Source organism: Sphingobium sp. (assembly GCA_023266575.1).
Taxonomy (GTDB): Bacteria; Pseudomonadota; Alphaproteobacteria; order Sphingomonadales; family Sphingomonadaceae; genus Sphingobium.
The window spans coordinates 70,944-92,685 of record JAHFPV010000012.1 but is presented as its reverse complement, the minus strand read 5'-3'; the positions used below and the strand labels follow the sequence as shown (position 1 = coordinate 92,685).

Here is a 21,742-nt window from a genome sequence, read left to right as displayed (position 1 = left end):
CAATGACCCCCGAAACCCGCCCCGTCCGCCTGCGCAACTATCTCGCCTACGGCTCTAACGACGTGCTGGGCGCGGGGTCGATGGCGGTGATTTCCGGCTGGGTGCTGATCTTCTACACCCAGTTTTGCGGCCTGTCCGCGGGGCAGGCCGCCACCATCTTCGCAGTCGCACGCATCCTCGACGCCTTCGCCTCGCCGATGATCGGCTATATCTCCGACCATTTTGGCCGCACCCGGCTTGGCCAGCGCTTTGGCCGTCGCCGCTTCTTCATCCTCGCCGCCATTCCCCTGCTACCCAGCTTCGCGCTGATGTGGCTGCCGGGCCAGACATTCTGGTACTATCTGGTCAGCTATGTCCTGTTCGAGCTGGTCTATGCGATGGAGATCATCCCGTTCGAAACCCTCGCCGCCGAAATGTCGTCCGACTATAAGACCAAGGCGAAATTCGCTGGCGCGCGCATCCTGTTCGGTCAGGCTTCCGCCATCCTCGCCGGTTTCCTGCCGCTCTGGCTGATCACCACGCTTGGCCGCGACAGCGCCGACACCTTCTTCTATATGGGCATCATCTTCGCCATCCTGTTCATGGCGACCGCGGGGCTGCTCTATCTGTTCAGTTGGGAACGGCATATGCCCGGCACGACACTCGCTCCGCAGCCGGCATCGTCGGGCGGCGCGGGGCAGGCGTTCAAGGCGCTCTATCGCAATCTTTTTTCCACCATGCGCATCCGCGCCTTCCGGCTGCATCTGGGCATGTATCTGGGCGGCTATATCAGCCAGGATATTTTCAACGCCGCCTTCACCTTCTTCGTGATCTTCGCGCTGACCGGCTCCATGGCGATCGCATCCGGCCTGCTCGGCACCATGTATATCGTCCAGTTCGTCGCGGTGATCATCGCCATCAACCTCGCGCTCCGCGCCTCCCCCAGCCGCGCCTATCAGATCGCCGCCGCCGCCTTCGCGGCGGGCGCGCTGACGCTGATCGGCCTGTGGGTGTTGGGCATCCCGGCAAGCAGCCCGATGATCTGGCTGCCGATCATCCTGGCGGGCCTTGGTCGCGGCGCGCTCAACTATATCCCCTGGGCCACCTATAACTATATGGCCGACGTGGACGAGATCGTCACCGGCCAGCGGCGCGAGGGCAGTTTTGCCGGGGTCATGACCTTCGTGCGCAAGGCGACCCAGGCCGCCGCCGTCGCGGGCGTCGGCTTCATCATGCAGGCGGGCGGTTTTGTCTCCGGCGCGCCGGTGCAGAGCTACAGCGCCATCCTCACCATCGCGCTGCTGCTGGGTATCGGCACGGTCGGGATGCTGGGCTTTGGCATCCTCGTCTCCACCCGCTTCCGCCTCAGCCCCGCCACCCACGCCATCCTGATGGCGGAGATCGAACATCTGCGCAGCGGCGCACGCACCCCCACCAGCGTGGAGGCAGGCGCGATCGTCGAAAATCTGTCCGGCTGGCGCTATGACCAGCTGTGGGGCAACAACCCGGTCGCCCGATGATCGCCGCGCTGCTCCTGCTCGCCAGCGCCCCGATCGCGCCCAAGCCGCTCTATCGCGACCCGGTGCATGATGGTGCCGCCGACGCCTCGACCGTCTATGACCGCAAAAGCGGCGAATGGGTGATGTTCTACACCAACCGCCGCGCCGACCTGCCGCAGAATGATCCCAAGGACGTCCGCTGGGTCCATGGCACCGCGATCGGCACCGCCCGTTCCCGCGACGGCGCGCACTGGACCTACAGCGGCACGGCCCATATCCCCAAAAGCTGCACCGGCGACACGCTCTGGGCGCCGGAAGTCCAGTATCTCGCGGGCCAGTGGCATATGTGGCTAACCGTGGTGCCGGGCATCTTCCGCGACTGGAACGCCCCGCGCTTCATCGTCCATCTGACCAGCCCCGACCTGACGAGCTGGACCTGTAGCGACCGGCTCGATCTCGGCTCCGACCGGGTGATCGACGCCAGCGTCATCGCCCTGCCAAGAGGCGGCTACCGCCTCTTCTACAATGACGAGCATCAGAATAAGGCGATCCGTACCGCCGACAGCAGCGACCTTGTCCACTGGACGCCGGGCGAACGCCTGACGCAAACGCCGGGCGAAGGACCAAAGGCCTTCTACTGGAAGATCAATTGGTGGCTCATCTCCGACGCCTGGAAAGGCCTGCTGGTCATGCGCTCACCCGACGCCACGACATGGACCCCCCAGCCCGACCATATCCTCGCCACTCCCGGCGTCCATCCGACCGATCGCGCCATGGGCCAGCACCCCGACATCATCGTTACGGGCAACCGCGCGTACATCATCTACTTCGTCCACCAGAGCGGCGAAGTGGACACACAGGCCAAACCCGACCTCTGGCGCCGCAGCGTCCTCCAGATCGCCGAACTCACGGAGACAGACGGCATTCTGACCGTCGATCGCAACGCCCCGGTGCGCGTCCGCCTGAAACCTCAAACCGCCAGCCGGTTGCCATAGCCGATGATGATCGTCGCCAGGATCAGCAGCCCGACCCCGCTCCACACCATCCGCCGCACCGCGGGCGCGGCATCCTTCCACTCGCGAAAGGCAAAGCCCCAGCAGGTGCCGAAGATGATGATCGACGCCATGTGCAGCGTCCAGCTGGAAAAACCGAACCGGCCCATCTGGCTTTCGCCCATCGTGTAGAAGAAGAATTGGAAATACCAGGCCGTCCCCGCCAGCGCGCACAGCAGGAAATTGGGCAGCAGCGCCGGGCGCTGTCCCTGCGCATCCGCCGCGCCCAGCCACTGGCCCGCCGATTTATTCTTGGCGATCAGCCAGGCACACCACAAAGCGTTGGTCACAAGTCCGCCGAACATGACGATGCACAGGGTCGGCAGGCCAACCCATAGCGGCCCGGTTCCCGCCGCTCGGCTAAGGTCATTGACCGGCTGGCCCGCCGCCAGGCCAAAGGCAAAGCAGGACGACATGATGCCGGAAAAGATGGCGACTGCGATACCCTTCTTGAAATCAAATTCGGCGACCACCGCCGCCTTCTGCTCTGGCGAGAGCGCCGCATCCTTGCGCGCACCCGCCATGGCGACGACGATGATGCCCAGCACGGTCACCGCCAGCCCCAGCAGCACGATCTGCCCGGACAGCGTGCCTGCAATCTCGCGCATGAACGTGCCGTCCACGATCGGCGGGATCAGCGTGCCGAACACGGTGCATAGCCCCAGCACCACCGCCATCCCCAGCGACAGCCCCAGATAGCGCATCGTCAGGCCATAGGTCAGCCCGCCAAAGCCCCAGAGAAAACCGAAGAACATGCACCAGCCCACAACGCTGCCCGGCACCTGGGCCATCACCCCCATCAGGTCATTGGTCTGGACCGACGCAAAGAACCAGGGCGCGATGACCCAGGAAAATATCCCCCCGGTCAGCCAGAAAATCTCCCAGTTCCACCGCTTCACCCCGCGATAGGGGACATAGAAGCTGGCCGAGGCGAGACCGCCCAGCCAGTGGAACAGCACGCCGAGCAACGGATTGGGGGTCATAGCTTCAGTCCCAGACGATAGAGGCGATTGGCGTTGCCGCCGAACAGGGCGCGCCGGTCTGCTTCCGGCAGATCGGCAACGATGGCGTGATAGGATTCCATGTAACGGTCGATGCTGCCGAACAGCTTGTCGGTCGGCGTGTCGCTGGCGAACATGCAGCGCTCCACCCCGAACAGGTCGATCGTTTCGCGGATGAAGGAGGCGATATTCTCTTTGGTCCAGTCGCGGCGGATGAAACCCATGCCCGACAGCTTGACCGCAACATGCGGCAGCGCCGCCAGCGCCGCCATGCCCCGCCGCCAGTCGCCAATGCCGTCGGCGTCGGTCAGCACCGGCATCCCCATATGGTTGATGATGACGGGAATGTCGGGATGCCGTTCGATCAGCGGCACCAACCCCGGCATCTGTCCCGGATAGCATTGCAAGTCGAAGGACAGGCCATGTCTGGCCAGCAATCCATAGCCCGCCTGCCACGCCGGATCGCGCGTCAGGTCGACAGGCCCATAGGTCCGCTTGGGATCGGGATGCCAGTTGACGATATGGCGGATGCCCTTCACCCGGCCATGCGCCGCCTGCGCGGCCAGCAGCGCATCGACTTGCGGGTCGTTGAGCGCGGCAAAGGCGACGATCCCGGTCGGCACCCCTTCGATCGCGGCTAGCCCGTCCAGCCACTGCGTCTCCCGCAACGCACTCTCCGCCGCCGCCCCGGCATCGACATGCACCGCGCCGACGACATTCCATCGGGCCAGGTCCGCGCGATACGCCGCCACGCCATAATTATGCGCAATGGCCTCGACGCTGCCATTCGGCCCCTCGTCGGAGAAAGGCGGGCTGAGCCAGTCATAACGGATATGCGCCAGATCCCACAGATGGATATGCGCATCGACAAAGGGAATCATGCCCGTCCTCTCCTATGGAGAAGCAGCGCGCCGGCTCTTTCCGTCCAGTCGCGCCGCGCAACTTCAGGAGCGATTTCTAGTCAGATGCTTGCATCTGATGACTCGGAAATCGCGCAAAACATAGGCTTAGAAAGTGGTCCGCCCGCCCGACGTGTCGAAGGTCGACGCCGTGGTGAAGCTGCACTCCTCGCTCGCCATGAAGCACACCATCGCGGCGGACTCGCTGACTTCGCCCAGACGGCCCATGGGGATCTTCGAGCGCATATAATCGACCTGGCTCTGCGGCAACTGCGCCAGGATGGGGCTTTCGAAGGTCGCGGGGGTCAGCGCATTGGCGATCACGCCCTTGCCCGCCAGTTCCTTGCCCAGGCTCTTGGTCAGGCCGATCACCCCCGCCTTGCTCGCGGAGTAAGCGGACGCGTTGGGATTGCCCTCCTTGCCCGCGACCGAGGCGAGATTGACGATCCGGCCATAACCGTTCTGCAGCATGTACGGCACCACCGCCCGGTTGCAGTAGAACAGGCCATTCAGGTTGATGTCGATGACCCGTTGCCAGCTGTCGAGCGGATAGTCCCACACGCTCGCAGTCGCGCCGGTGATGCCCGCCGAACAGACGAGGATGTCGATCTTGCCGAGCGCTTCGGCGCTCGCCTTCGCCGCTTCTTCCACCGCTGCCTGATCGGACACGTCGAGCGCGGCTACGGCGCTCGCGCCAACCTCATCCCCGGCGGCTGCCAGCGCATCGGGGTTCACATCCCACAGCACCACCTTGCCACCTTCTGCGACGATCCGCGCAGCGACCTGTTTGCCCAGTCCCGACGCGCCACCGGTGACGATGGCGCAGCGCCCTGCATAGCGTCCCGCAAAAATGCTCATCCCAGCACCTCGTCACCCAGATGCCGCCACTCGACCACCTTCTGCGTCTGCACGCCCAGCTTCGCGATGCCCAGTTCCATGACGTCGCCGGCCTTGAGGTAGATGGCGGTCGGTTTCTTGCCCTCACCCACGCCCGGCGGGGTGCCGGTGATCATCAGGTCGCCCGGATAGAGGGTGATATATTCGCTCACGTAAGAGATGAGCTGCGCGACATTGAAGATCATCGTGCGCGTGTTGCCGGTCTGCATCCGCGCGCCATTGACGTCCAGATACATGTCCAGATCCTGGGGATCGCCCACCTCGTCGGGCGTCACCAGCCAGGGACCGGTCGGGCAGAATGTGTCATGCCCCTTGCCCTTGCTCCACTGGGTGCCGCGCTGCTTCTGGTTGAAACGCTCCGACACGTCGTTGACCAGGGTATAGCCCGCGACATAGGACAAAGCGTCCGCTTCGCTGACATAGCGGGCGGTCTTGCCAATAATGACCCCCAGTTCGACTTCCCAGTCGCCATGGGTTGCGCCCTTCGGCAGCATCACTTCATCGTTCGGCCCGTTGAGCGACGACAGCGCCTTCATGAACATCATCGGCTCAGTCGGGATCGGCAGGTTGGATTCGATCGCATGATCCTCATAGTTGAGGCCAATGGCGACGATCTTGCCCACGCCCTTCAACGGCACGCCATAACGCGGCGTCCCCTCGACGATCGGCAGCGACGCGACGTCCGCAGCCTTGGCAGCGGCCAGCGTCTCGATCGTCAGATCGGCCACCACGCCCGACAGGTCGCGAATATTCCCATCGGCATCGACGATACCGGGCTTTTCCTGGCCACGCGGCCCAAAACGGCAGAATTTCATGGGATCAGTCTCTCTTTGGCAATCAATGGGTATAGGGGCGGTGCATCGCGATATCGCGGTTCAGCTCGACGCCGAAGCCGGGCGCATCCAGCGCGCTGGCCTTCAGACGTCCATTTTCCGGCACCGGCTCGCCGATCAGCTGCGGATGGAACATCGGCACCACCTCGGTCGGCCCCGGATGCATCATCAGGAATTCGGCGAAGGGCGAATTGTGGCGCGTAATGACGAAATGGTAGGAATAGACCGATGATCCATGCGGCACGACCATCTTGCCATGGGCATCGGCCAGCGCGCTGATCTTGAGCAATTCGGTCACGCCGCCGCACCAGCCGACATCGGGCTGGATGATGTCGCAGCAGTCCATCTCCAGCAACATGCGGAAGCCCCAGCGGGTCGCCTCATGCTCGCCGGTCGTCACCAGCATCCCCTTGGGGACGTTGCGCTTCAATTGCTGATAACCCCAATAATCGTCGGGGCTGATCGCTTCCTCGATCCACTTCAACCCATGTTCATGGGCGGCAATCGCCAGCCGCGTGGCATAATCCACGTCCAGCGCCATCCAGCAGTCCCACATCAGCCAGAAATCGGGACCGCATTTTGCGCGCATGTCCGCCAGTTCGGCGATATTCTTTTGCAAGCCCTCGATGCCCTCGGCCGGGCCATGGTGCAGCGGCATCTTGCCGCCGATAAAGCCCAGTTCCTTGGCGACGTCAGGCCGCGCGCCGGTGGCGTAAAATTGCAGCTCGTCGCGCACCGCCCCGCCCAGCATGTGATAGACCGGCTCCTGCCGCAACTTGCCCAGCAAGTCCCACAGCGCCAGGTCGACCCCGGAAATCGCGTTCACGACCAGACCTTTGCGCCCATAATATTGGGTCGAAAAATACATCTGGTCCCAGATTTTCTCATAATCGGTGGGCGAACGCCCTTCCAGAAAGCGCGCCAGATGCTTTTCAACGATGAACGCCGCCGGCTCGCCCCCGGTCGTCACCGCAAAGCCGATCGTGCCGTCCTCGGCCTCAATCTCCACCACCAGCGTGCCCAGCACATTGATGCCGAAGCTCTGCCGCGACTGGCGATATTCGGGGTAACGCGACATGGGCGTGGCAATATGGTCGTCGATCCAATGGCCTTCGCCCTGGTCATGATAATCGGCACCGCCCCCGCGCACCGTGAAGGCACGGACATGCTTGATTTTCGGCAATGTTTTAATCGGGGTCACGATCGGCACACACCCACTCCCTGAACGCGGCCGCCGCCCAATATATGGGAACCGGCAGCCAAAACTTTCACCATATGATCAAAACACCGATAACGGCTGGGTATTGGGTGAGGTAGGTTGATCGAAACTATCAGCCCGTCCTCGCCTTCACCCTTGTTTTTCTCATTTTGTGGGATAGAGTATTAGTAGATGAGACAAAATACGTCAAATCCAGAATCGGGCGAAATGAAAATCGTTGAGGTTGAGGAAAAATCGAAGGCGGCTGGCTCCCAGACCCTGCATCGCGGGCTGGACCTGCTCGACCAGGTGATTGACGGGCCGATCAAGCTGGCTGACTTGTCCGTCCGCATGGGCCTCACTCGATCGACCACCCACCGCCTCGCCAATGCGATGGTGGAACGCGGCTTCCTGACCTTCCTGCCGCGCGAAGGCTATCAGCTGGGGCCGAAACTGCTGCAACTCGGCTTCCTCGCCCAATCTCAGACCGACATCGTCCAGATCGCCCGCCCCCATATCGAATCGCTCGCCGCCGCCAGTGAGGATGTCGTCCATCTTGGCCGTCTCGATGGCGATCAGGCGCTCTATCTCGACAAGATCCCCGGTCGCCGCCGCGTCGAAATCTCCAGCCGCATCGGCGATCGCCATCCCCTCACCTCGACTGGCCTTGGCAAGGCGCTGCTGCTCGACGAAAGCGAATCGCGCTGGCAGCGCGCCTTCGACGCCGAACGCGAAGCGGGCATCCACGCCGCCGACTATACGCTCTGGCTCGACCGGATGCGCGCCTATGCGACCGCGGGCCGCACCTATGATCTGGAGGAAAATGAGGACCAGATACGCTGCGTCGCCGCGCCGATCCGCGATGCGTCCGGCGCGATCGTCGCCGCGATCAGCCTGTCGAGCGCCGCCCAATATATGGACGATGATCGCATGGCCGCGCTCAGCGACGACGTCCGCGCCACCGCCAACCGGGTCAGCGCCGATCTCGGCTGGACCCCCGGCCTCAAACCCCGCCGCGCCGTGCGGCGATAATCTAACAAGAAAGCCCCGCCCCATGAAACTGCTTGAAGGCAAGACCGTCCTCGTCACCGGCGCATCGACCGGCATTGGCCGCGCCGCCGCGATCGGCGCGGCGCAGCATGGCGCCAATGTCGCGATCAACTATGCCAGCAGCGACGGCCCTGCCCAAAGCTGTGTCGAGGCGATCGAGGCGCTCGGCCAGCGCGCCATCGCGGTCAAGGGCGACGTCGCCGACCCGCAGACCGCGCAGGATTTCGTGGCCAAAGCCGTAGACGCCTTCGGCAAGGTCGACGTCATGGTCAGCAATGCGGGCATCTGCCCCTTCCACGCCTTTCTCGACATGCCGGTCGATGTGGTCGAGCGCACCTTCAAAGTGAACCTGCACGGCGCCTATTTCATGGTCCAGGCCGCCGCCCAGCAGATGGTCAAACAGGGCCATGGCGGCTCCATCGTCGCCGTCTCCTCCATCTCCGCGCTGGTCGGCGGCGAGTATCAGACCCATTACACGCCCACCAAGGCGGGCGTCCATTCGCTGATGCAGTCCACCGCCATTGCGCTGGGCAAACATAATATCCGCTGCAACAGCGTCCTGCCCGGCACGATCCTGACGGAGATCAACAAGGATGATCTCGCCGACGATGAAAAGCGCCGCTACATGGAACAGCGCACCCCGCTCGGCCGTCTCGGCGCGCCGGAGGATCTCGCCGGACCCATCGTCTTTCTCGCCTCGGACATGGCCGCCTATGTCACCGGTGCCGCGCTGCTGGTCGACGGCGGCATGTATGTGAATTTGCAGTGACACCCCCACCTACCCCCGTCATCCCCGCGAAGGCGGGGACACATATCACCGCCTCGCGCCTTCCTTTGGGGCGCATGATGGGTCGCCACATGCACAGCGATGACGACGTAGAGGCCAGAAAATGAAGCGCGCCATCCTGGCCCCCCTCGCCGCCCTCCTCCTCACCACCCCCGCGCACGCCACCCGCCCCGGCGACACCATCCTGATCGCGGGCGATTCCACCGCCGCCGATTATGCCCCCGCCCGTTACCCGCAAACCGGCTGGGGCATGATGCTGCGCTGCGCCGTGTCGCCAGACGTGCGCATCCTCAACCACGCCAGAAATGGCCGCTCGACCCGCAGCTTCCTGGCCGAGGGGCGCTGGGACGCCCTGCGCGCCGACATCATGCCCGGCGACACGGTGCTGATCCAGTTTGGCCATAATGACCAGACCCGCGCCAAGCCCGAACGCTGGGCGCCTGCCCAGACCGACTATCGCGACAATCTGCTCCGCTTCATCCGCGACGTGCGGATCGCGGGCGGCGTCCCCGTCCTTCTCACCCCGGTCGCGCGGCGCAACTTCGGGCCGGACGGCCGGGCTATCGCCGATTATCCCGCATGGTCCGCCGTAGTGCGCGACCTCGCCGCCAAAACCGCCACCCCGCTCATCGATCTGGAAGCCCGCTCGCGCGCCTGGCTCGACCGCGCCGGACCGGACGCATCGAAATCGCTCTACCTCCACTACAGCGCGCAGGATAAAATCCCCGCCTTCCCCAAGGGCGTCAGCGACGACACCCATTTCAGCGAGCTGGGCGCGCGGCAGGTGGCCGATCTGGTCGCTGACGGCCTCAAGTCCCTCGCCCTTCCCATATCCGCCAAAATAGCCGACCATCGCCCGGCTCTCGCCCGCACGACACCGCTTGGAAGGACGGATTGCCAATGACAGCCATCGACCGCCGCACCCTGATTTCCGGCGCACTGGCGGGTGTCGCTCTCGCCCCGACCCTTGCGCACGCACAGGGCATCCCGCTGCCGCAGGGCTTTGTCCGTTTCCCGATCTGGCCGGGCAAGGCACCGGGCGGCGATCATGTCACCGTGACCGAAGCCGAAACCCTGCGCCGCCCCGACAGCGGCCCGCATGACAGCCTCTTCACCCATGTCACCACGCCCACGCTGACGCTGGTACGCCCGACCCAGCCCAATGGCGCGGCCATCCTGCTCATCCCCGGCGGCGGCTACAGCCGGGTCGCGATCGGCCATGAAGGCTATAGTATCGCCCGCCGTTTCGCCGACGCTGGCTATGCCTGCTATAGCCTGCTCTACCGCCTGCCCGCCGATGGCTGGGCAGCAGGCCCGCAGGCCCCCTTGCAGGACGCCCAGCGCGCCCTGCGCCTCGTCCGCGCCCTCGCGCCGCGCGAACGCTATGACGCCAACCGTGTCGGCGTGATCGGCTTTTCGGCGGGCGGCCACCTTGCCGCCTGGCTCACCAGCCGCACGCCCGAACAGACTTACACGCCCATCGACGCCAGCGACCGCGAACCGATCAAGGCCGCCATCGCTGCCTATATGTATCCGGTGATCCAGATGGAGGGCGCGTTCGTCCATCAGGGATCGCGCACCCAGCTGCTTGGCCCCACCCCGTCGCCCGAAACGATGCGCGCTTACTCACTCGATCAGAATGTCAGCGCACAAACCCCGCCCATATTCATGGCCCATGCTTTGGACGATGCCGCCGTGCCGCCCGAAAACAGCCTCGCCATGCTCGCCGCCCTGCGCGCCAAGGGCATCCCGGTCGAAGCGCATCTGTTTGAAAATGGCGGCCATGGCTTCGGCCTCATCGCCCCGCCTGCCGCGCCCGCGCCCTGGCCCGACCTGTTCCTTAATTTCGCGAAGCGTCACGGGGTATGACTGGTCAATCTGGGACCCGTCAGGTCGCCCTGTTCGTCACCTGCCTGGTCGACATCATGCGCCCCCGCATCGGCTTCGCCGCGATCCGCGCGCTCGAAGCCGCCGGATGCGACGTCATAGTGCCACAGGGCCAGACCTGCTGCGGCCAGCCCGCCCTCAACAGCGGCGACCGCGACCATGCCGTCGCCTTGGCGAAGCAGACGATCGAAGCGCTCGAACCTTATGAGGCCATCATCGTCCCCTCCGGCTCCTGCGCCGGGACGATCCGCTGCCACTATCCCGAACTGTTTGAGCATGACGCATCATGGCTCCCCCGCGCGCAGGCGGTCGCCGCCAAGACCTTCGAAGTCATGGCCTATCTCGATGAAGTCTGCGGCTGGAAACCCGACGGCGTCACCCTCCCCGCCACAGCCACCTACCATGACAGCTGTTCAGGCCTCCGCGAACTCGGCATCAAGGCCCAGCCCCGCCGCCTGCTGGACGCGATCGACGGCCTGTCGCTGACGCCGCTCCCCGGCGCGGAAACCTGCTGCGGCTTTGGCGGCACTTTCTGCGTCAAATATCCCGCCATCTCCAACGCCATCGTGGGTGAGAAAGCCGCAGCGATCGACGCGACCGGCGCAGACCTGCTGCTGGCGGGTGACCTCGGTTGCCTGATGAACATGGCAGGCAAACTCCACCGCGACGGCAGCAAGGTCCGCGCCTTCCACGCCATCGAACTGATCGCCGGCATGGGCGACGGCCCCGCCATCGGCGAAGAGTCATGAGCAGCTTCACCACTCGCGCCGACGCCGCACTCGCCGACCCGATCCTCAAAATCGCTGTCGAACGCACCGCCGGCACCGCGCAGGCCAAGCGTGCCATCGCCATCGACGCCTTCCCCGATTTCGAGGCCGCCCGCACTCGCGCCGCCGCGATCAAGGATCATGTGATCGCCCATCTCGGCCCCTATCTGGAGCAGTTCGAGGCCAGCGCCATCGCCGCGGGCGCGCAGGTCCATTGGGCGCAGACCGCCGATGAAGCCTGCCGCATCGTCATCGCCATCTGCAAGGCCGCCAACGCCAAAACCGTCGCCCGCTCCAAATCCATGCTCGGCGAGGAAATCGGCCTCCCCCACGCGCTGGAGGAAGCCGGGATCGGCCGGGTCGAAACCGACCTGGCCGAACATATCATCCAATTGGCCGACGAACGCCCCTCGCACATCATCTGGCCCGCCATGCACAAGACAAGCGAGCAGGTCTCCGCCCTGTTCAAGGCAAAGCATCGCACCCCCCATCAGGAAGAAACCATCGCCGCCATGGCCCAGAGCGCCCGGCGCGAACTGCGCGGTGCCATGCTCGGCGCGGATGTTGGCATATCGGGTGCCAACTTCCTGATCGCGGACAGTGGCGCGGTCTGCACCGTCACCAATGAAGGCAATGCCGAACTCTCGCTCGTCCCCCCGCGCGTCCATATCGTGACCGCAGGGATCGAAAAGATCGTGCCGTCCATGCCCCATGCCATCCACATGCTGCGGATGCTGGCGCGCTCGGCCACCGGCGCGGCGCTGACCCAATATACGACCTTCTACACCGGTCCCAAGCGCCCCGGCGATCGCGACGGGCCGGAAGAAATGCACATCGTCCTGGTCGACAATGGCCGCACCAAAATGCGCGAAGAGGGACTGGCGGAGATGCTGCGCTGCATCCGCTGCGGCGCGTGCATGAACCATTGCGTCGTGTTCCGCCAGATTGGCGGCCACGCCTATGGCGGCACCTATCCCGGCCCGATGGGCGCCGTCCTCACCCCCACGCTCGACGGCCTCGCCGCAACCCGTGACCTCGCCCATGCCTGCACCCTCAACGGCATGTGCCAGCAGGTCTGCCCGGTCAAAATCCCCCTCCCCACTTTGCTCAAGGGCTGGCGTGAGAAAAGCTGGCGCGAAGGGCTGGAGCCGGTCTCGATGCGCGCAGGGCTGGGCCTCTGGGCCTGGGTCGCCACCCGCCCCGCGCTCTACCGGCTCGGCACCGCGATCGCGATCCGCGCGATCCGCCTGCTCGGCCGCAAGGGCTGGATCGCCAGCCTGCCACTCGCAGGCGGCTGGACCCAATATCGCGACCTCCCCAAACCCGCCGCGCAGACCTTTATGAACCAATACAAGCAGGAGCAGCGCAAATGAGCGCCCGTGCCGCTATCCTCGCCCGCCTCAAAAGCCCCGCCCCGGTTGCCGCCGAAGCCGTCGCCCTGCTCGGCACCCCCGAACGCCCGGCCGTGGACACCAGCAATCTCTTATCCGAATTTCTCGCCCGGCTGGCCCTCCCCAGCGTCAATGCCAGCCATGACGTCATCGCCAGCCTCACCGACTTGCCCTCAGCGATCGCCCGCTATCTCAGCGCCGAAAACGAGCCCCTCACCCTCTGCTGCCCGCCCGACCCGCGCCTTGACGTCTGCGACTGGTCCGCCTTCACCCTCCACGCCACCGCCGCGCCGGACGAAACCGCCACCCTCGCCATCGCCCGCACCGCCATCGCCGAAACCGGATCGCTGATCTTCGAAACCAGCCCGACCGCGCCGATGCTCCCCAATTTCCTGACGCTCCACCATATCGTCCTGCTGCCGGTCGCCGCCATCGCCGCCCATCTGGAGGACGCCCCCCTCCCCGGCCCGCAGCCGCGCGCCCATTACTGGATCACCGGTGTGTCGGGCACGACCGACATTGAAGGCACCTATGTCCGCGGCGCGCACGGCCCGCGCTTCCTCCACGTCATCCTGCTGCGCGACGAATTTCCTCACATTTCGGACCATTAGTCCATATATCGGGAATTTGTGGCTGACAGGCCGCACGTCCCCCGCTATAAGCCGGACCAAAGCCCGCCAGCGGAGAGACTCCATGTTCGACAAGACCTATTACGCAACCCACCCGGACATGATGGCGTGCGTCAGCAATGACGAGCTGCGCGATCGCTATCTGATCGGCGGGCTGTTCCGCGATGGCGAATGCGTGCTGAACTACACCCATGCCGAACGCTTTGTCATTGGCGGCGTCGCGGTCGCCGATGCGCCCGTCACGCTGCCTGCGCAGACCGAACCCGCCTCTGCCGCTGGCCACCCGTTCCTGGAACGGCGCGAACTGGCGATCGTCAATGTGTCGGGCGTTACCGGCACCGTCACCGTCGATGGCGAGAGCTTCACGCTCGGCAACAAGGATTGCCTCTACGTCACCATGGGCGCGAGGGACGTGCAGTTTGCAGGCGCAGGCGCACGCTACTATCTCGCCTCCTGCCCGGCGCATAAGGCCTTCACCACCCGCCTGATCTCGCTGGCTGATGCGACCACGCTGGAACGCGGCTCTCTGGAGGAATCCAACGAGCGCACCATCTATCAGTTGGTCATCCCCGGCATCTGCGAGAGCGCACAGCTGGTCATGGGCCTCACCGTGCTCAAGCCCGGCAGCGTCTGGAACACCATGCCCCCGCACATCCATGAGCGGCGCAGCGAGATTTATTTCTATTTCGAGCTGGATGGCCCTTCGGATCGCGTATTCCATTATATGGGTGAGGGCGACGCGATGCGGCACATCGTCATGGCCAATGAGGAAGCGGTGATCTCGCCGCCCTGGTCGATCCATATGGGGTCCGGCACCAAAGCCTATGCCTTCATCTGGGCGATGGCGGGCGAGAATCAGGACTATACCGACATGAACGTGCTGGATATCTGCCAGCTCGCCTGAATCTCCCCTCCCTTCAGGGAGCGGTCGGGGGAGGGCATGTCCGCATAGCCCGGCCCTGACAACCCCTCCCCTAACCCCTCCCTGAAGGGAGGGGGACAGGAAACCCCATGACCAACCCATTCGACCTCAGTGGCAAAGTCGCCATCGTCACCGGCGCGAATACCGGCATTGGCCAGGCTATCGCCCTGTCGCTGGCACAAGCAGGCGCGGACATCGCCGCCGTTGGCCGCACCCCTGCGCTGGAGACGGTGCAGAAGGTCCGCGCGCTGGGTCGCCGGGCCGAGATCGTCTCGGCGGACCTGTCGTCGATCGAGCCGGTCCAGCGCGTCATCGACGAAACCATCGCCACGCTGGGTGGCCTCCATATCCTCGTCAACAATGCCGGGATCATCCGTAGAGCCGACAGCGTGGACTTTACGGAAGACGACTGGGACGCAGTGATCGACACCAATTTGAAGGTGCTGTTCTTCCTCAGCCAGGCCGCCGGTCGCCACATGATCGGTCAAGGCCATGGCAAGATCATCAACATCGCGTCCCTGCTCTCCTTCCAGGGCGGCATCCGCGTGCCGAGCTACACCGCGTCCAAGAGCGGCGTCGCGGGCCTGACCAAGCTGCTGGCGAACGAATGGGCCGCCAAGGGCGTCAACGTCAACGCCATCGCGCCCGGCTATATCGCCACCAACAACACCGCCGCGCTGCAAGCCGACGAAACCCGCAACCGCCAGATCCAGGAACGCATCCCCGCAGGCCGCTGGGGCGACGCCAGCGACATTGGCGGAGCCGCCATATTCCTCGCGTCGAGCGCCGCGGGCTACATCCACGGCCACACCCTCGCCGTCGATGGCGGGTGGCTGGCCAGGTAATCCACCCGTTCTCCCGCGAAAGCGGGAGCCCAAGGCGTCGCACACAAACCCACGCGCCCAAATAAGAGGAGGCACCAACCCTCCCTCCCGCCCCACGCAAAGGAGACAGGATGCCCGCCCTCACCCGCCGCGCCGCGCTCGCCGCCACAGCCCTGCCACTGCTCGCCAGCCCCGCTTTCGCTGCGCCTAAAAAGACCGGCGCCCGCCCCGGCCCCTTCCTCATCGGTGCCGACATCAGCTGGATTCCCGAAGATGAAGCCGCCGGTGCGCGCTATTTCGTCGGCGACGTGCGGAAAGACCCCATCATCCTGCTGCGCGACGCCGGGTTCAACGCCATCCGCCTGCGCATCTTCGTCGATCCTGCCAAGGGCTATTCCAGACGCGAACCGGACAAGGCCTGGGCAGGCCTCGCCCAGACCATCAAACTCGGCCGCCGCATCCGCGACGCAGGCCTCTACCTCGTCCTCTCCTTCCACTATAGCGACATATGGGCCGACCCTGAGCATCAGGGCGTCCCCGCATCCTGGGCCGGTTACGACCTCCCCAAACTCGCCAAAGCCGTCAAAGCCCACACCTACGACACGCTGGTCGCCATGCGCGCGGGCGGCGCGCCGGTCGACATGGCGGTCATCGGCAATGAAACCACCTTCGGCATCCTCTGGCCCCATGGCCGGGTGAAACTCTCCACCCCCACCGGCAACCCCGTCACCGACGCCAATCATGCCAAGGTCGGGGCTGTGGGCGGCTTCGACGCCTTCGCCGCTTTGCTGCGCGCCGGGATAGCAGGTGCGCGCCGCGCCGAACCCGCCATCGCCATCCAGCTCCACAATCATCTTGGCCGCCACTGGGGAATCGTGCGCGAATGGACCGACGCGCTGATCGCCCGAAAGGTCGATTTCGACGTGATCGGCTTCTCCTGCTATCAGCAGCGCGAACAGGGGGACTGGGCGACGACCTTCGACCAGTTCCTCGCCCGCTATCCCGGCAAAGGCCTGCTGGTTGCCGAATATTCCAGCCGCAAACGCTACCTCAATGATCTGGTTCACGCCCTGCCCGACCGGCGCGGCTGGGGGACATTCATCTGGGAACCGACCCGCCATCAGGAAGCCCTGTTCGACCGTGAGGGCCGCAACGCCGGCGAAGGCGCGAAGCCTGACCTTCTGAGCCAGGGCATCAACAGCGCCGAAGCCCCAGGCGGCCTCGCCAGCGCCCCGCCACCGCCAAAGCCCGAACAGACCGGCCCGATCGGCGAAGGCGGCGACTATATCGCCAACCCGCTGCTCGATCTCTACCGCCAGATGGCGAAAGACTATAGTCCATGAACCGGCGCGATTTTGCGTTGGGGGCAGGCGCACTGGCGCTCACCGCCTGCGCCACCCGCCCCGCCCTCTCCGCCGACCCGCTCCTCTTCGCCTGTTTCACTAGCGGCAAGGGCGAAGCCGACGGCCTCAAACTCGCCGCCAGCGACGACGGCTTCACCTTCCGCCCGCTCGCTGCTGGCCGCAGCCTGCTCGTCCCGCAGGTCGGCGAGACCAAGCTGCTGCGCGATCCCTTCCTGTTTCGCGACGGCGCGACCTTCCACCTGCTCTGGACCACCGCCTGGGAAGGGGTGACGATCGGCCATGCTACCAGCGCCGACCTCATCCACTGGTCGCCCCAACGCGCGCTGCCGGTCATGGCCACCGTCCCCGGCACCCGCAATTGCTGGGCGCCCGAAGCGATATACGACCCCGCCGCCCGCCATTGGATGATCTTCTGGTCCAGCACGGTGACGGGGCGCTTCACGGACACCGCAGGCACATCGGAATCGGGCTACAACCATCGTCTCTGGTCCACCACCACCCCGGATTTCGTGACCTTCACCCCGCCGCAACCGCTTTACGATCCCGGCTTCAGCCTGATCGACGGCAGCTTCGCCCGCGCCCCCGACGGCAGCCTCCACCTCATCATCAAGGACGAAACCCTCACTCCGCCGCGCAAATGGCTGCGCAGCGCGCCCGCGCAAAGCCCCGCCGGTCCCTTCGGCCCGCTCTCGCCCCCCTTCTCCCCGTCCTGGGTCGAAGGGCCGATGACCGCGCAGGTTGGCGACGCGCTGATCTGCTATTATGACGTCTACAAGGAAGGTCGCTGGGGCGCGGCCATGACCCGCGACATGGTGGCATGGCGCGATGTCAGTACCCGCCTGGCCATGCCGCCGGGTGTGCGCCACGGCTCACTGCTCCGCGTCCCCCGCAGGATCATCGCCGCCATCGGCTAATAGCTGCGCCAGCTTCTGCTCGGCAATCCGCAGCCGGAGCAATCCCAGCAGCTCCACCGCGATCTCCACCGCCCCGTCCGGCAAGCCGCCCAGCAATTCGCCGGCCAGCACGTCCAGCCGCGCCTGGATTTGTGCCGCCATCGTCTTGCCCGCCGGGGTCAGCGTCACCCGGTTGGACCGCCCATCCTCTGGATCGGTCGTCCGCTCGATCCACCCGGCGCGCTGCAACTGGTCCAGCGTCCGCACCAGCGACGGCGCGCTGACCTCCAGCCATTGCGCCAGCTCCGCCTGTCGCGACACCGCCCCCACGCTCGCCAGATGCACCAGACACCAGCCCGCACTCCCGGACACGCCGAGGCCCGCCAGCGCCCCATCCGCCGCCTGCCGCCACCCCCGCGCCACCGGCCCCAGCACATGCAATAAAGCCCGTCCGGCTTCCCGCTCTTTCATATCGATTAGTTAGCCAACTAATCACAAATCAGCAAGGGCGTTGTTATTGTCCAGCTCAGTGTCGGGTTAAGGGAGCCGGGCATCACCCGGCCCCCTCAAACTCAGCCCCGCCGGGTGCCGGTAAAGGCCGAAGCGCCGAATGCCCCCAGTTGCATTGTCCCGGTAATCGCGTCCCCGCTGACGTCCGCCTCGCATTCCAGCGTCATCGGCATCGGCATGGTCATTTCCATCTTCCAGGTCAGGCTGTTGCCCGCGACCTTGCCATCGACGACGTCGAGCGACCCCATCATGCCCGCAAAGGTGCCGTTGAACCGGTCGCCATTGCTGATCACGGTGAACACGCCCTTCTGGTCGCCCATCGGCGTCTTGGCCACGCAATCATAGGCGCCATCGACACTTGCCATCTCATTCACTCCTTTAGAATTTCTCAGTCAGCCAGGGTGCCGGTTTCGACCGGCAAGCCCACCGCGTCAAGCTGCGGCCGCACCAGTTTCGCGTCCCCGACCACGACCCAGATCAGCCCGTCGGCATTGATCGCCTCCCGCGCCGCCTTGTCGAAATCGGCCGCGGTCATCGCGCGATAGATGTTGGGCAGCGTCTCGTAGAAATCATCCGCCCGCCCGATCAGGCTGTTGCGCATCATCGCCCCCAGCAGGTCGGACGATGTCTCGAAACTGCCCGGCAGCGACAGGATTTGCCCGTTGATCGTCTGGTTGCGCTCGGCCTCGCTCGTCCCCTTGGTCGTCAGGAAATCCTTGATGTCCTGCCGCGCCGCGATGATCGATTCGCCGGTCTTGTCGGTCTGCACCGGGGCATAGACCAGCAGCGGGATCGTGTCCTTGACGCCGGGCAGAGACGTTCCCGCGCCATAGGCCCAGCCCTTGGTCTCGCGCAGGTCCATGGTCAGCCGCGACGTGGTGCTGCCGCCCAGCACTTCATTGGCCGACTGGAGCGTTACCGGATTGTCGGTCCCCTTCTTGCTCGTCAGCACGCCTGCCAATATCATCGACTGCGGGCTTTGCGGCTTGTCGATCAGAATGATCCGCGGCGGGCGCGCCATCCGGTCCATGCGGAACAGCTTGGCACCCTTTGCCGTCGCGGGCGCCTTCCAGTCGCCAAAGCGCTTTTCCAGCAGCGGCAGCAATTCGGCCAGGCTGGTGTCGCCCGTGACGAAGATCGTCGCATTGTCGGGCCGCAGCCAGCGGTCATGAAAAGCGGTCAGGTCCGCACGCGTCACCGCCTTGACCCCGCTTTCCGTGCCAGACCCGGTAAAGGGGATGCCATAGGGATGCGCCTTGCCATAGAGCAAGGGCGGCAACATGCGCTGGGCGATGGCGGTCGGCTCGGTCTTTTCCGCCGCGATCCGGGTCAGCATCTGCCCGCGCAGCCGTTCCACCTCGCTCGGCGCGAAAGCAGGATTGCGCACGACATCGGCCAGCAGCCCCAGCGACGCATCCAGATTGGGCTTCAGCGCAAACAGCCCCACCGTGGTCCGGTCCATGCTGTTGCCCGCACTCACCGATGCGCCCAGCCGCTCCTGCTCCTGCGCAATGTCCAGCGCGCTGCGGGTCTTGGTCCCCTCGTCCAGCAGCGCCGTCGCCAGCGCCGCAGTGCCGAGCTTGGCCCGATCATCCGCCGCATTGCCCGCATCGAACGCCACCGACACCCGCACCGTCGGCACCGTCGCCCGACGCGCAAACTGCACCGCGATCCCGTTCTTCAGCTTCGCATGTTCAACCGTCGGGAAATCCAGATCGGCCACCGGCTCGATCGGCGGCTCGGCAATCTGCGTGGGCGCAGGCACCGTCGCGGCTGCTGGCGCGGGCGCGGCGGGATCGCGGAAATAGGCCGGCTTGTGGGTCGCATTGCCGGCCAGCGCATTGTCCGCCGCCGATCGTTCGCCCGGCGCCACGGTCAGGCGGAACACCGGCCGCCCCAGCCATTTGCGCGCGGCCTCGCCCACCTGGGCCGGGGTCGCGCTGGCATAGGCGGCCAGATCCTTGCGATATTTCTCCGGGTCGTTGGAATAGACCGCCCCCTCGGCCAGCGTCACTGCCTTGCCCGAAAAGCCGCCCACCTGCTCCAGTCCCGATATCGTCCCCGCCAGCTGCCGGGTCGCGGCGCGCTGCACCTCGTCGGCGCTCGGTCCCTTGGCCAGATAGTCGGCCAGCAGCGCATCGAGCCGCTTGCCCACCGCGACCGCATCGGTCCCCGGCTTCACATCGACCGTAATCTCGGCAAAGCTCAATTTCTCGAACGGCTGGACGCTGGCCTTGACCCCCACCGCCACCTTCTCGTCCCGCACCAGCGTATTGTAGAGCCGCGAGGAGGCGAGGCCACCAAAGACCGACAGCGCCAGATCGAGCGCGGGCAGATCCGCTCCATTGACGCCCGGCACCACCCAGTTGCGATAGAGGCGGGTCGCCGCGACATTATCATGCATCTGCTTCTCGACATCCTTGTCGAGCGTCGGGACGGTCGCGTCCACATCCTGCGGCGCGGGGCCAGCCGCGATATTGCCGAACCAGCGCTCGACCTTCTTCTTCGCGGTCGCCGCGTCAATATCCCCGGCCAGCACCAGCACGGCGTTGTTGGGACCATAATGGGTTTTGAACCAGCCCTGCACATCGCTCAGGCTGGCGCTGTTCAGGTCCGCCATCGATCCGATGGTCGAGTGGCGATAGGGATGGCCTTCGGGCAGCAAAGCAGCCAGCTGCGCATATTCGACCAGCCCATAGGGTTCATTCTCCCCCATCCGCTTTTCATTCTGGACCACGCCGCGCTGGGTATCCAGCTTCTGCTGCGTCACCGCGCCCAGCAGATGCCCCATCCGGTCCGACTCCAGGAACAGCGCCCGGTCGAGCGCCCCGGTCGGCACCGTCTCGAAATAATTGGTGCGATCGAACCAGGTCGTCCCGTTCCAGTCGGTCGCGCCAATATCCTCCAGCCGCCCGAAAAACGGCCCGTCGGCATTTTCGGAGCCATAGAACATCAGATGCTCGAACAGATGGGCAAAACCGGTCTTGCCCGCCGGTTCAAAACGCGATCCGACATGATACCAGATCGACACCGCCACCACCGGGGCCTTGCGGTCGGTATGGACGATCACCCGCAGCCCGTTTTTCAGCGTGAATTGCTCATAGGGAATATCGACCGCCGACACGAGGCTGGAGAGCGGAGCAGGCGCAGCACTGGTCGCTGCCCTCTGCGCCACTGCCTGCGTCATGGGGGTCAGGGCAATCGCGGACAGGCCGATCAGCAGGGACAGGCGACGCGACAGGGGGGAAAGGGTCATGAACAACCTCTAGGAAAATGCAGCCGGGTTGGTCACCCGCGGAGGACGCTAGAATAGCGGGGCGTTTTAGCAGCGCAATACGCATGACGCTGGACAGCGCGGCT

21 protein-coding genes are annotated in these 21,742 nt (G+C 65.2%); 13 read left to right on the top strand and 8 right to left on the bottom strand.

Going from position 1 to position 21,742, the window contains the following annotated elements; genetic code table 11:
• Positions 1 to 2: 2 nt before the first annotated feature.
• Together Q0D44_RS12920 and Q0D44_RS12915 are read left to right on the top strand one after the other, a co-directional pair.
• Complete coding sequence (locus Q0D44_RS12920; RefSeq protein WP_294136999.1) at positions 3 to 1,499, top strand: MFS transporter; 1,497 nt, start codon at positions 3 to 5, stop codon at positions 1,497 to 1,499.
• Positions 1,472 to 2,473 carry a glycoside hydrolase family 43 gene (locus Q0D44_RS12915; protein ID WP_294136998.1) on the top strand — a complete coding sequence of 334 codons (1,002 nt, stop codon included), beginning with the start codon at positions 1,472 to 1,474 and terminating at the stop codon, positions 2,471 to 2,473. The genes Q0D44_RS12920 and Q0D44_RS12915 overlap by 28 nt, the downstream gene beginning before the upstream one ends.
• Here Q0D44_RS12915 and rhaT read toward each other — a convergent pair.
• The 5 genes from rhaT to rhmD all read right to left on the bottom strand — a co-directional run bounded on the left by rhaT (position 2,449) and on the right by rhmD (position 7,370).
• A complete protein-coding gene (gene rhaT / locus Q0D44_RS12910; protein WP_294136997.1) occupies positions 2,449 to 3,513 on the bottom strand; it encodes an L-rhamnose/proton symporter RhaT in 1,065 nt (354 codons plus the stop codon). The genes Q0D44_RS12915 and rhaT overlap by 25 nt on opposite strands.
• Positions 3,510 to 4,412: an amidohydrolase family protein gene (locus tag Q0D44_RS12905; RefSeq protein ID WP_294136996.1), complete on the bottom strand. Its 903-nt coding sequence runs from the start codon at positions 4,410 to 4,412 to the stop codon at positions 3,510 to 3,512. The genes rhaT and Q0D44_RS12905 overlap by 4 nt, the downstream gene beginning before the upstream one ends.
• Before the next feature lie 126 nt (positions 4,413 to 4,538).
• A complete protein-coding gene (locus Q0D44_RS12900; protein ID WP_294136995.1) occupies positions 4,539 to 5,288 on the bottom strand; it encodes an SDR family NAD(P)-dependent oxidoreductase in 750 nt (249 codons plus the stop codon).
• Positions 5,285 to 6,142 (bottom strand): fumarylacetoacetate hydrolase family protein, encoded by an 858-nt coding sequence (locus Q0D44_RS12895; protein ID WP_294136994.1) that lies wholly within the window; start codon positions 6,140 to 6,142, stop codon positions 5,285 to 5,287. The genes Q0D44_RS12900 and Q0D44_RS12895 overlap by 4 nt, the downstream gene beginning before the upstream one ends.
• Before the next feature lie 22 nt (positions 6,143 to 6,164).
• The gene (rhmD, locus tag Q0D44_RS12890; RefSeq protein WP_294136993.1) at positions 6,165 to 7,370 is read right to left on the bottom strand and encodes an L-rhamnonate dehydratase; all 1,206 of its coding nucleotides are present in this window, start codon (positions 7,368 to 7,370) and stop codon (positions 6,165 to 6,167) included.
• A gap of 180 nt (positions 7,371 to 7,550) precedes the next feature.
• On the opposite strand from rhmD, the gene Q0D44_RS12885 reads away from it, so the two are divergent.
• From Q0D44_RS12885 to Q0D44_RS12835, 11 genes are all read left to right on the top strand, one after another.
• On the top strand, positions 7,551 to 8,390 hold the full coding sequence (locus tag Q0D44_RS12885) for an IclR family transcriptional regulator (protein ID WP_294136992.1): 840 nt from the start codon (positions 7,551 to 7,553) through the stop codon (positions 8,388 to 8,390).
• Between the two features lie 22 nt (positions 8,391 to 8,412).
• Positions 8,413 to 9,177, top strand: coding sequence for an SDR family NAD(P)-dependent oxidoreductase (locus tag Q0D44_RS12880; RefSeq protein ID WP_294136991.1), 765 nt, complete (start codon positions 8,413 to 8,415; stop codon positions 9,175 to 9,177).
• A gap of 121 nt (positions 9,178 to 9,298) precedes the next feature.
• Positions 9,299 to 10,099 (top strand): rhamnogalacturonan acetylesterase, encoded by an 801-nt coding sequence (locus Q0D44_RS12875; RefSeq protein WP_294136990.1) that lies wholly within the window; start codon positions 9,299 to 9,301, stop codon positions 10,097 to 10,099.
• Complete coding sequence (locus Q0D44_RS12870) at positions 10,096 to 11,064, top strand: alpha/beta hydrolase (RefSeq protein ID WP_294136989.1); 969 nt, start codon at positions 10,096 to 10,098, stop codon at positions 11,062 to 11,064. The genes Q0D44_RS12875 and Q0D44_RS12870 overlap by 4 nt, the downstream gene beginning before the upstream one ends.
• Positions 11,061 to 11,831, top strand: coding sequence for a (Fe-S)-binding protein (locus tag Q0D44_RS12865; protein ID WP_294136988.1), 771 nt, complete (start codon positions 11,061 to 11,063; stop codon positions 11,829 to 11,831). The genes Q0D44_RS12870 and Q0D44_RS12865 overlap by 4 nt, the downstream gene beginning before the upstream one ends.
• On the top strand, positions 11,828 to 13,222 hold the full coding sequence (locus Q0D44_RS12860; protein WP_294136987.1) for a lactate utilization protein B: 1,395 nt from the start codon (positions 11,828 to 11,830) through the stop codon (positions 13,220 to 13,222). The genes Q0D44_RS12865 and Q0D44_RS12860 overlap by 4 nt, the downstream gene beginning before the upstream one ends.
• Positions 13,219 to 13,851 (top strand): LUD domain-containing protein, encoded by a 633-nt coding sequence (locus tag Q0D44_RS12855; protein WP_294136986.1) that lies wholly within the window; start codon positions 13,219 to 13,221, stop codon positions 13,849 to 13,851. Before Q0D44_RS12860 ends, Q0D44_RS12855 begins: the two co-directional genes overlap by 4 nt.
• A gap of 82 nt (positions 13,852 to 13,933) precedes the next feature.
• Positions 13,934 to 14,773, top strand: a complete 840-nt coding sequence (gene kduI, locus Q0D44_RS12850) for a 5-dehydro-4-deoxy-D-glucuronate isomerase (RefSeq protein ID WP_294136985.1) — start codon at positions 13,934 to 13,936, stop codon at positions 14,771 to 14,773.
• A 107-nt stretch (positions 14,774 to 14,880) separates the two neighbouring features.
• Complete coding sequence (gene kduD / locus Q0D44_RS12845; protein ID WP_294136984.1) at positions 14,881 to 15,636, top strand: 2-dehydro-3-deoxy-D-gluconate 5-dehydrogenase KduD; 756 nt, start codon at positions 14,881 to 14,883, stop codon at positions 15,634 to 15,636.
• Between the two features lie 110 nt (positions 15,637 to 15,746).
• Complete coding sequence (locus tag Q0D44_RS12840) at positions 15,747 to 16,958, top strand: glycosyl hydrolase 53 family protein (RefSeq protein WP_294136983.1); 1,212 nt, start codon at positions 15,747 to 15,749, stop codon at positions 16,956 to 16,958.
• Complete coding sequence (locus Q0D44_RS12835; protein WP_294136982.1) at positions 16,955 to 17,893, top strand: glycoside hydrolase family 43 protein; 939 nt, start codon at positions 16,955 to 16,957, stop codon at positions 17,891 to 17,893. The genes Q0D44_RS12840 and Q0D44_RS12835 overlap by 4 nt, the downstream gene beginning before the upstream one ends.
• Here the strand turns inward: Q0D44_RS12835 and Q0D44_RS12830 are convergent.
• The 3 genes from Q0D44_RS12830 to Q0D44_RS12820 all read right to left on the bottom strand — a co-directional run bounded on the left by Q0D44_RS12830 (position 17,849) and on the right by Q0D44_RS12820 (position 21,638).
• Positions 17,849 to 18,343: a MarR family transcriptional regulator gene (locus Q0D44_RS12830; protein WP_294136981.1), complete on the bottom strand. Its 495-nt coding sequence runs from the start codon at positions 18,341 to 18,343 to the stop codon at positions 17,849 to 17,851. The genes Q0D44_RS12835 and Q0D44_RS12830 overlap by 45 nt on opposite strands.
• Before the next feature lie 101 nt (positions 18,344 to 18,444).
• Positions 18,445 to 18,747: a hypothetical protein gene (locus Q0D44_RS12825; RefSeq protein ID WP_294136980.1), complete on the bottom strand. Its 303-nt coding sequence runs from the start codon at positions 18,745 to 18,747 to the stop codon at positions 18,445 to 18,447.
• Between the two features lie 23 nt (positions 18,748 to 18,770).
• Positions 18,771 to 21,638, bottom strand: coding sequence for a pitrilysin family protein (locus Q0D44_RS12820; RefSeq protein ID WP_294136979.1), 2,868 nt, complete (start codon positions 21,636 to 21,638; stop codon positions 18,771 to 18,773).
• Positions 21,639 to 21,742: the final 104 nt, after the last annotated feature.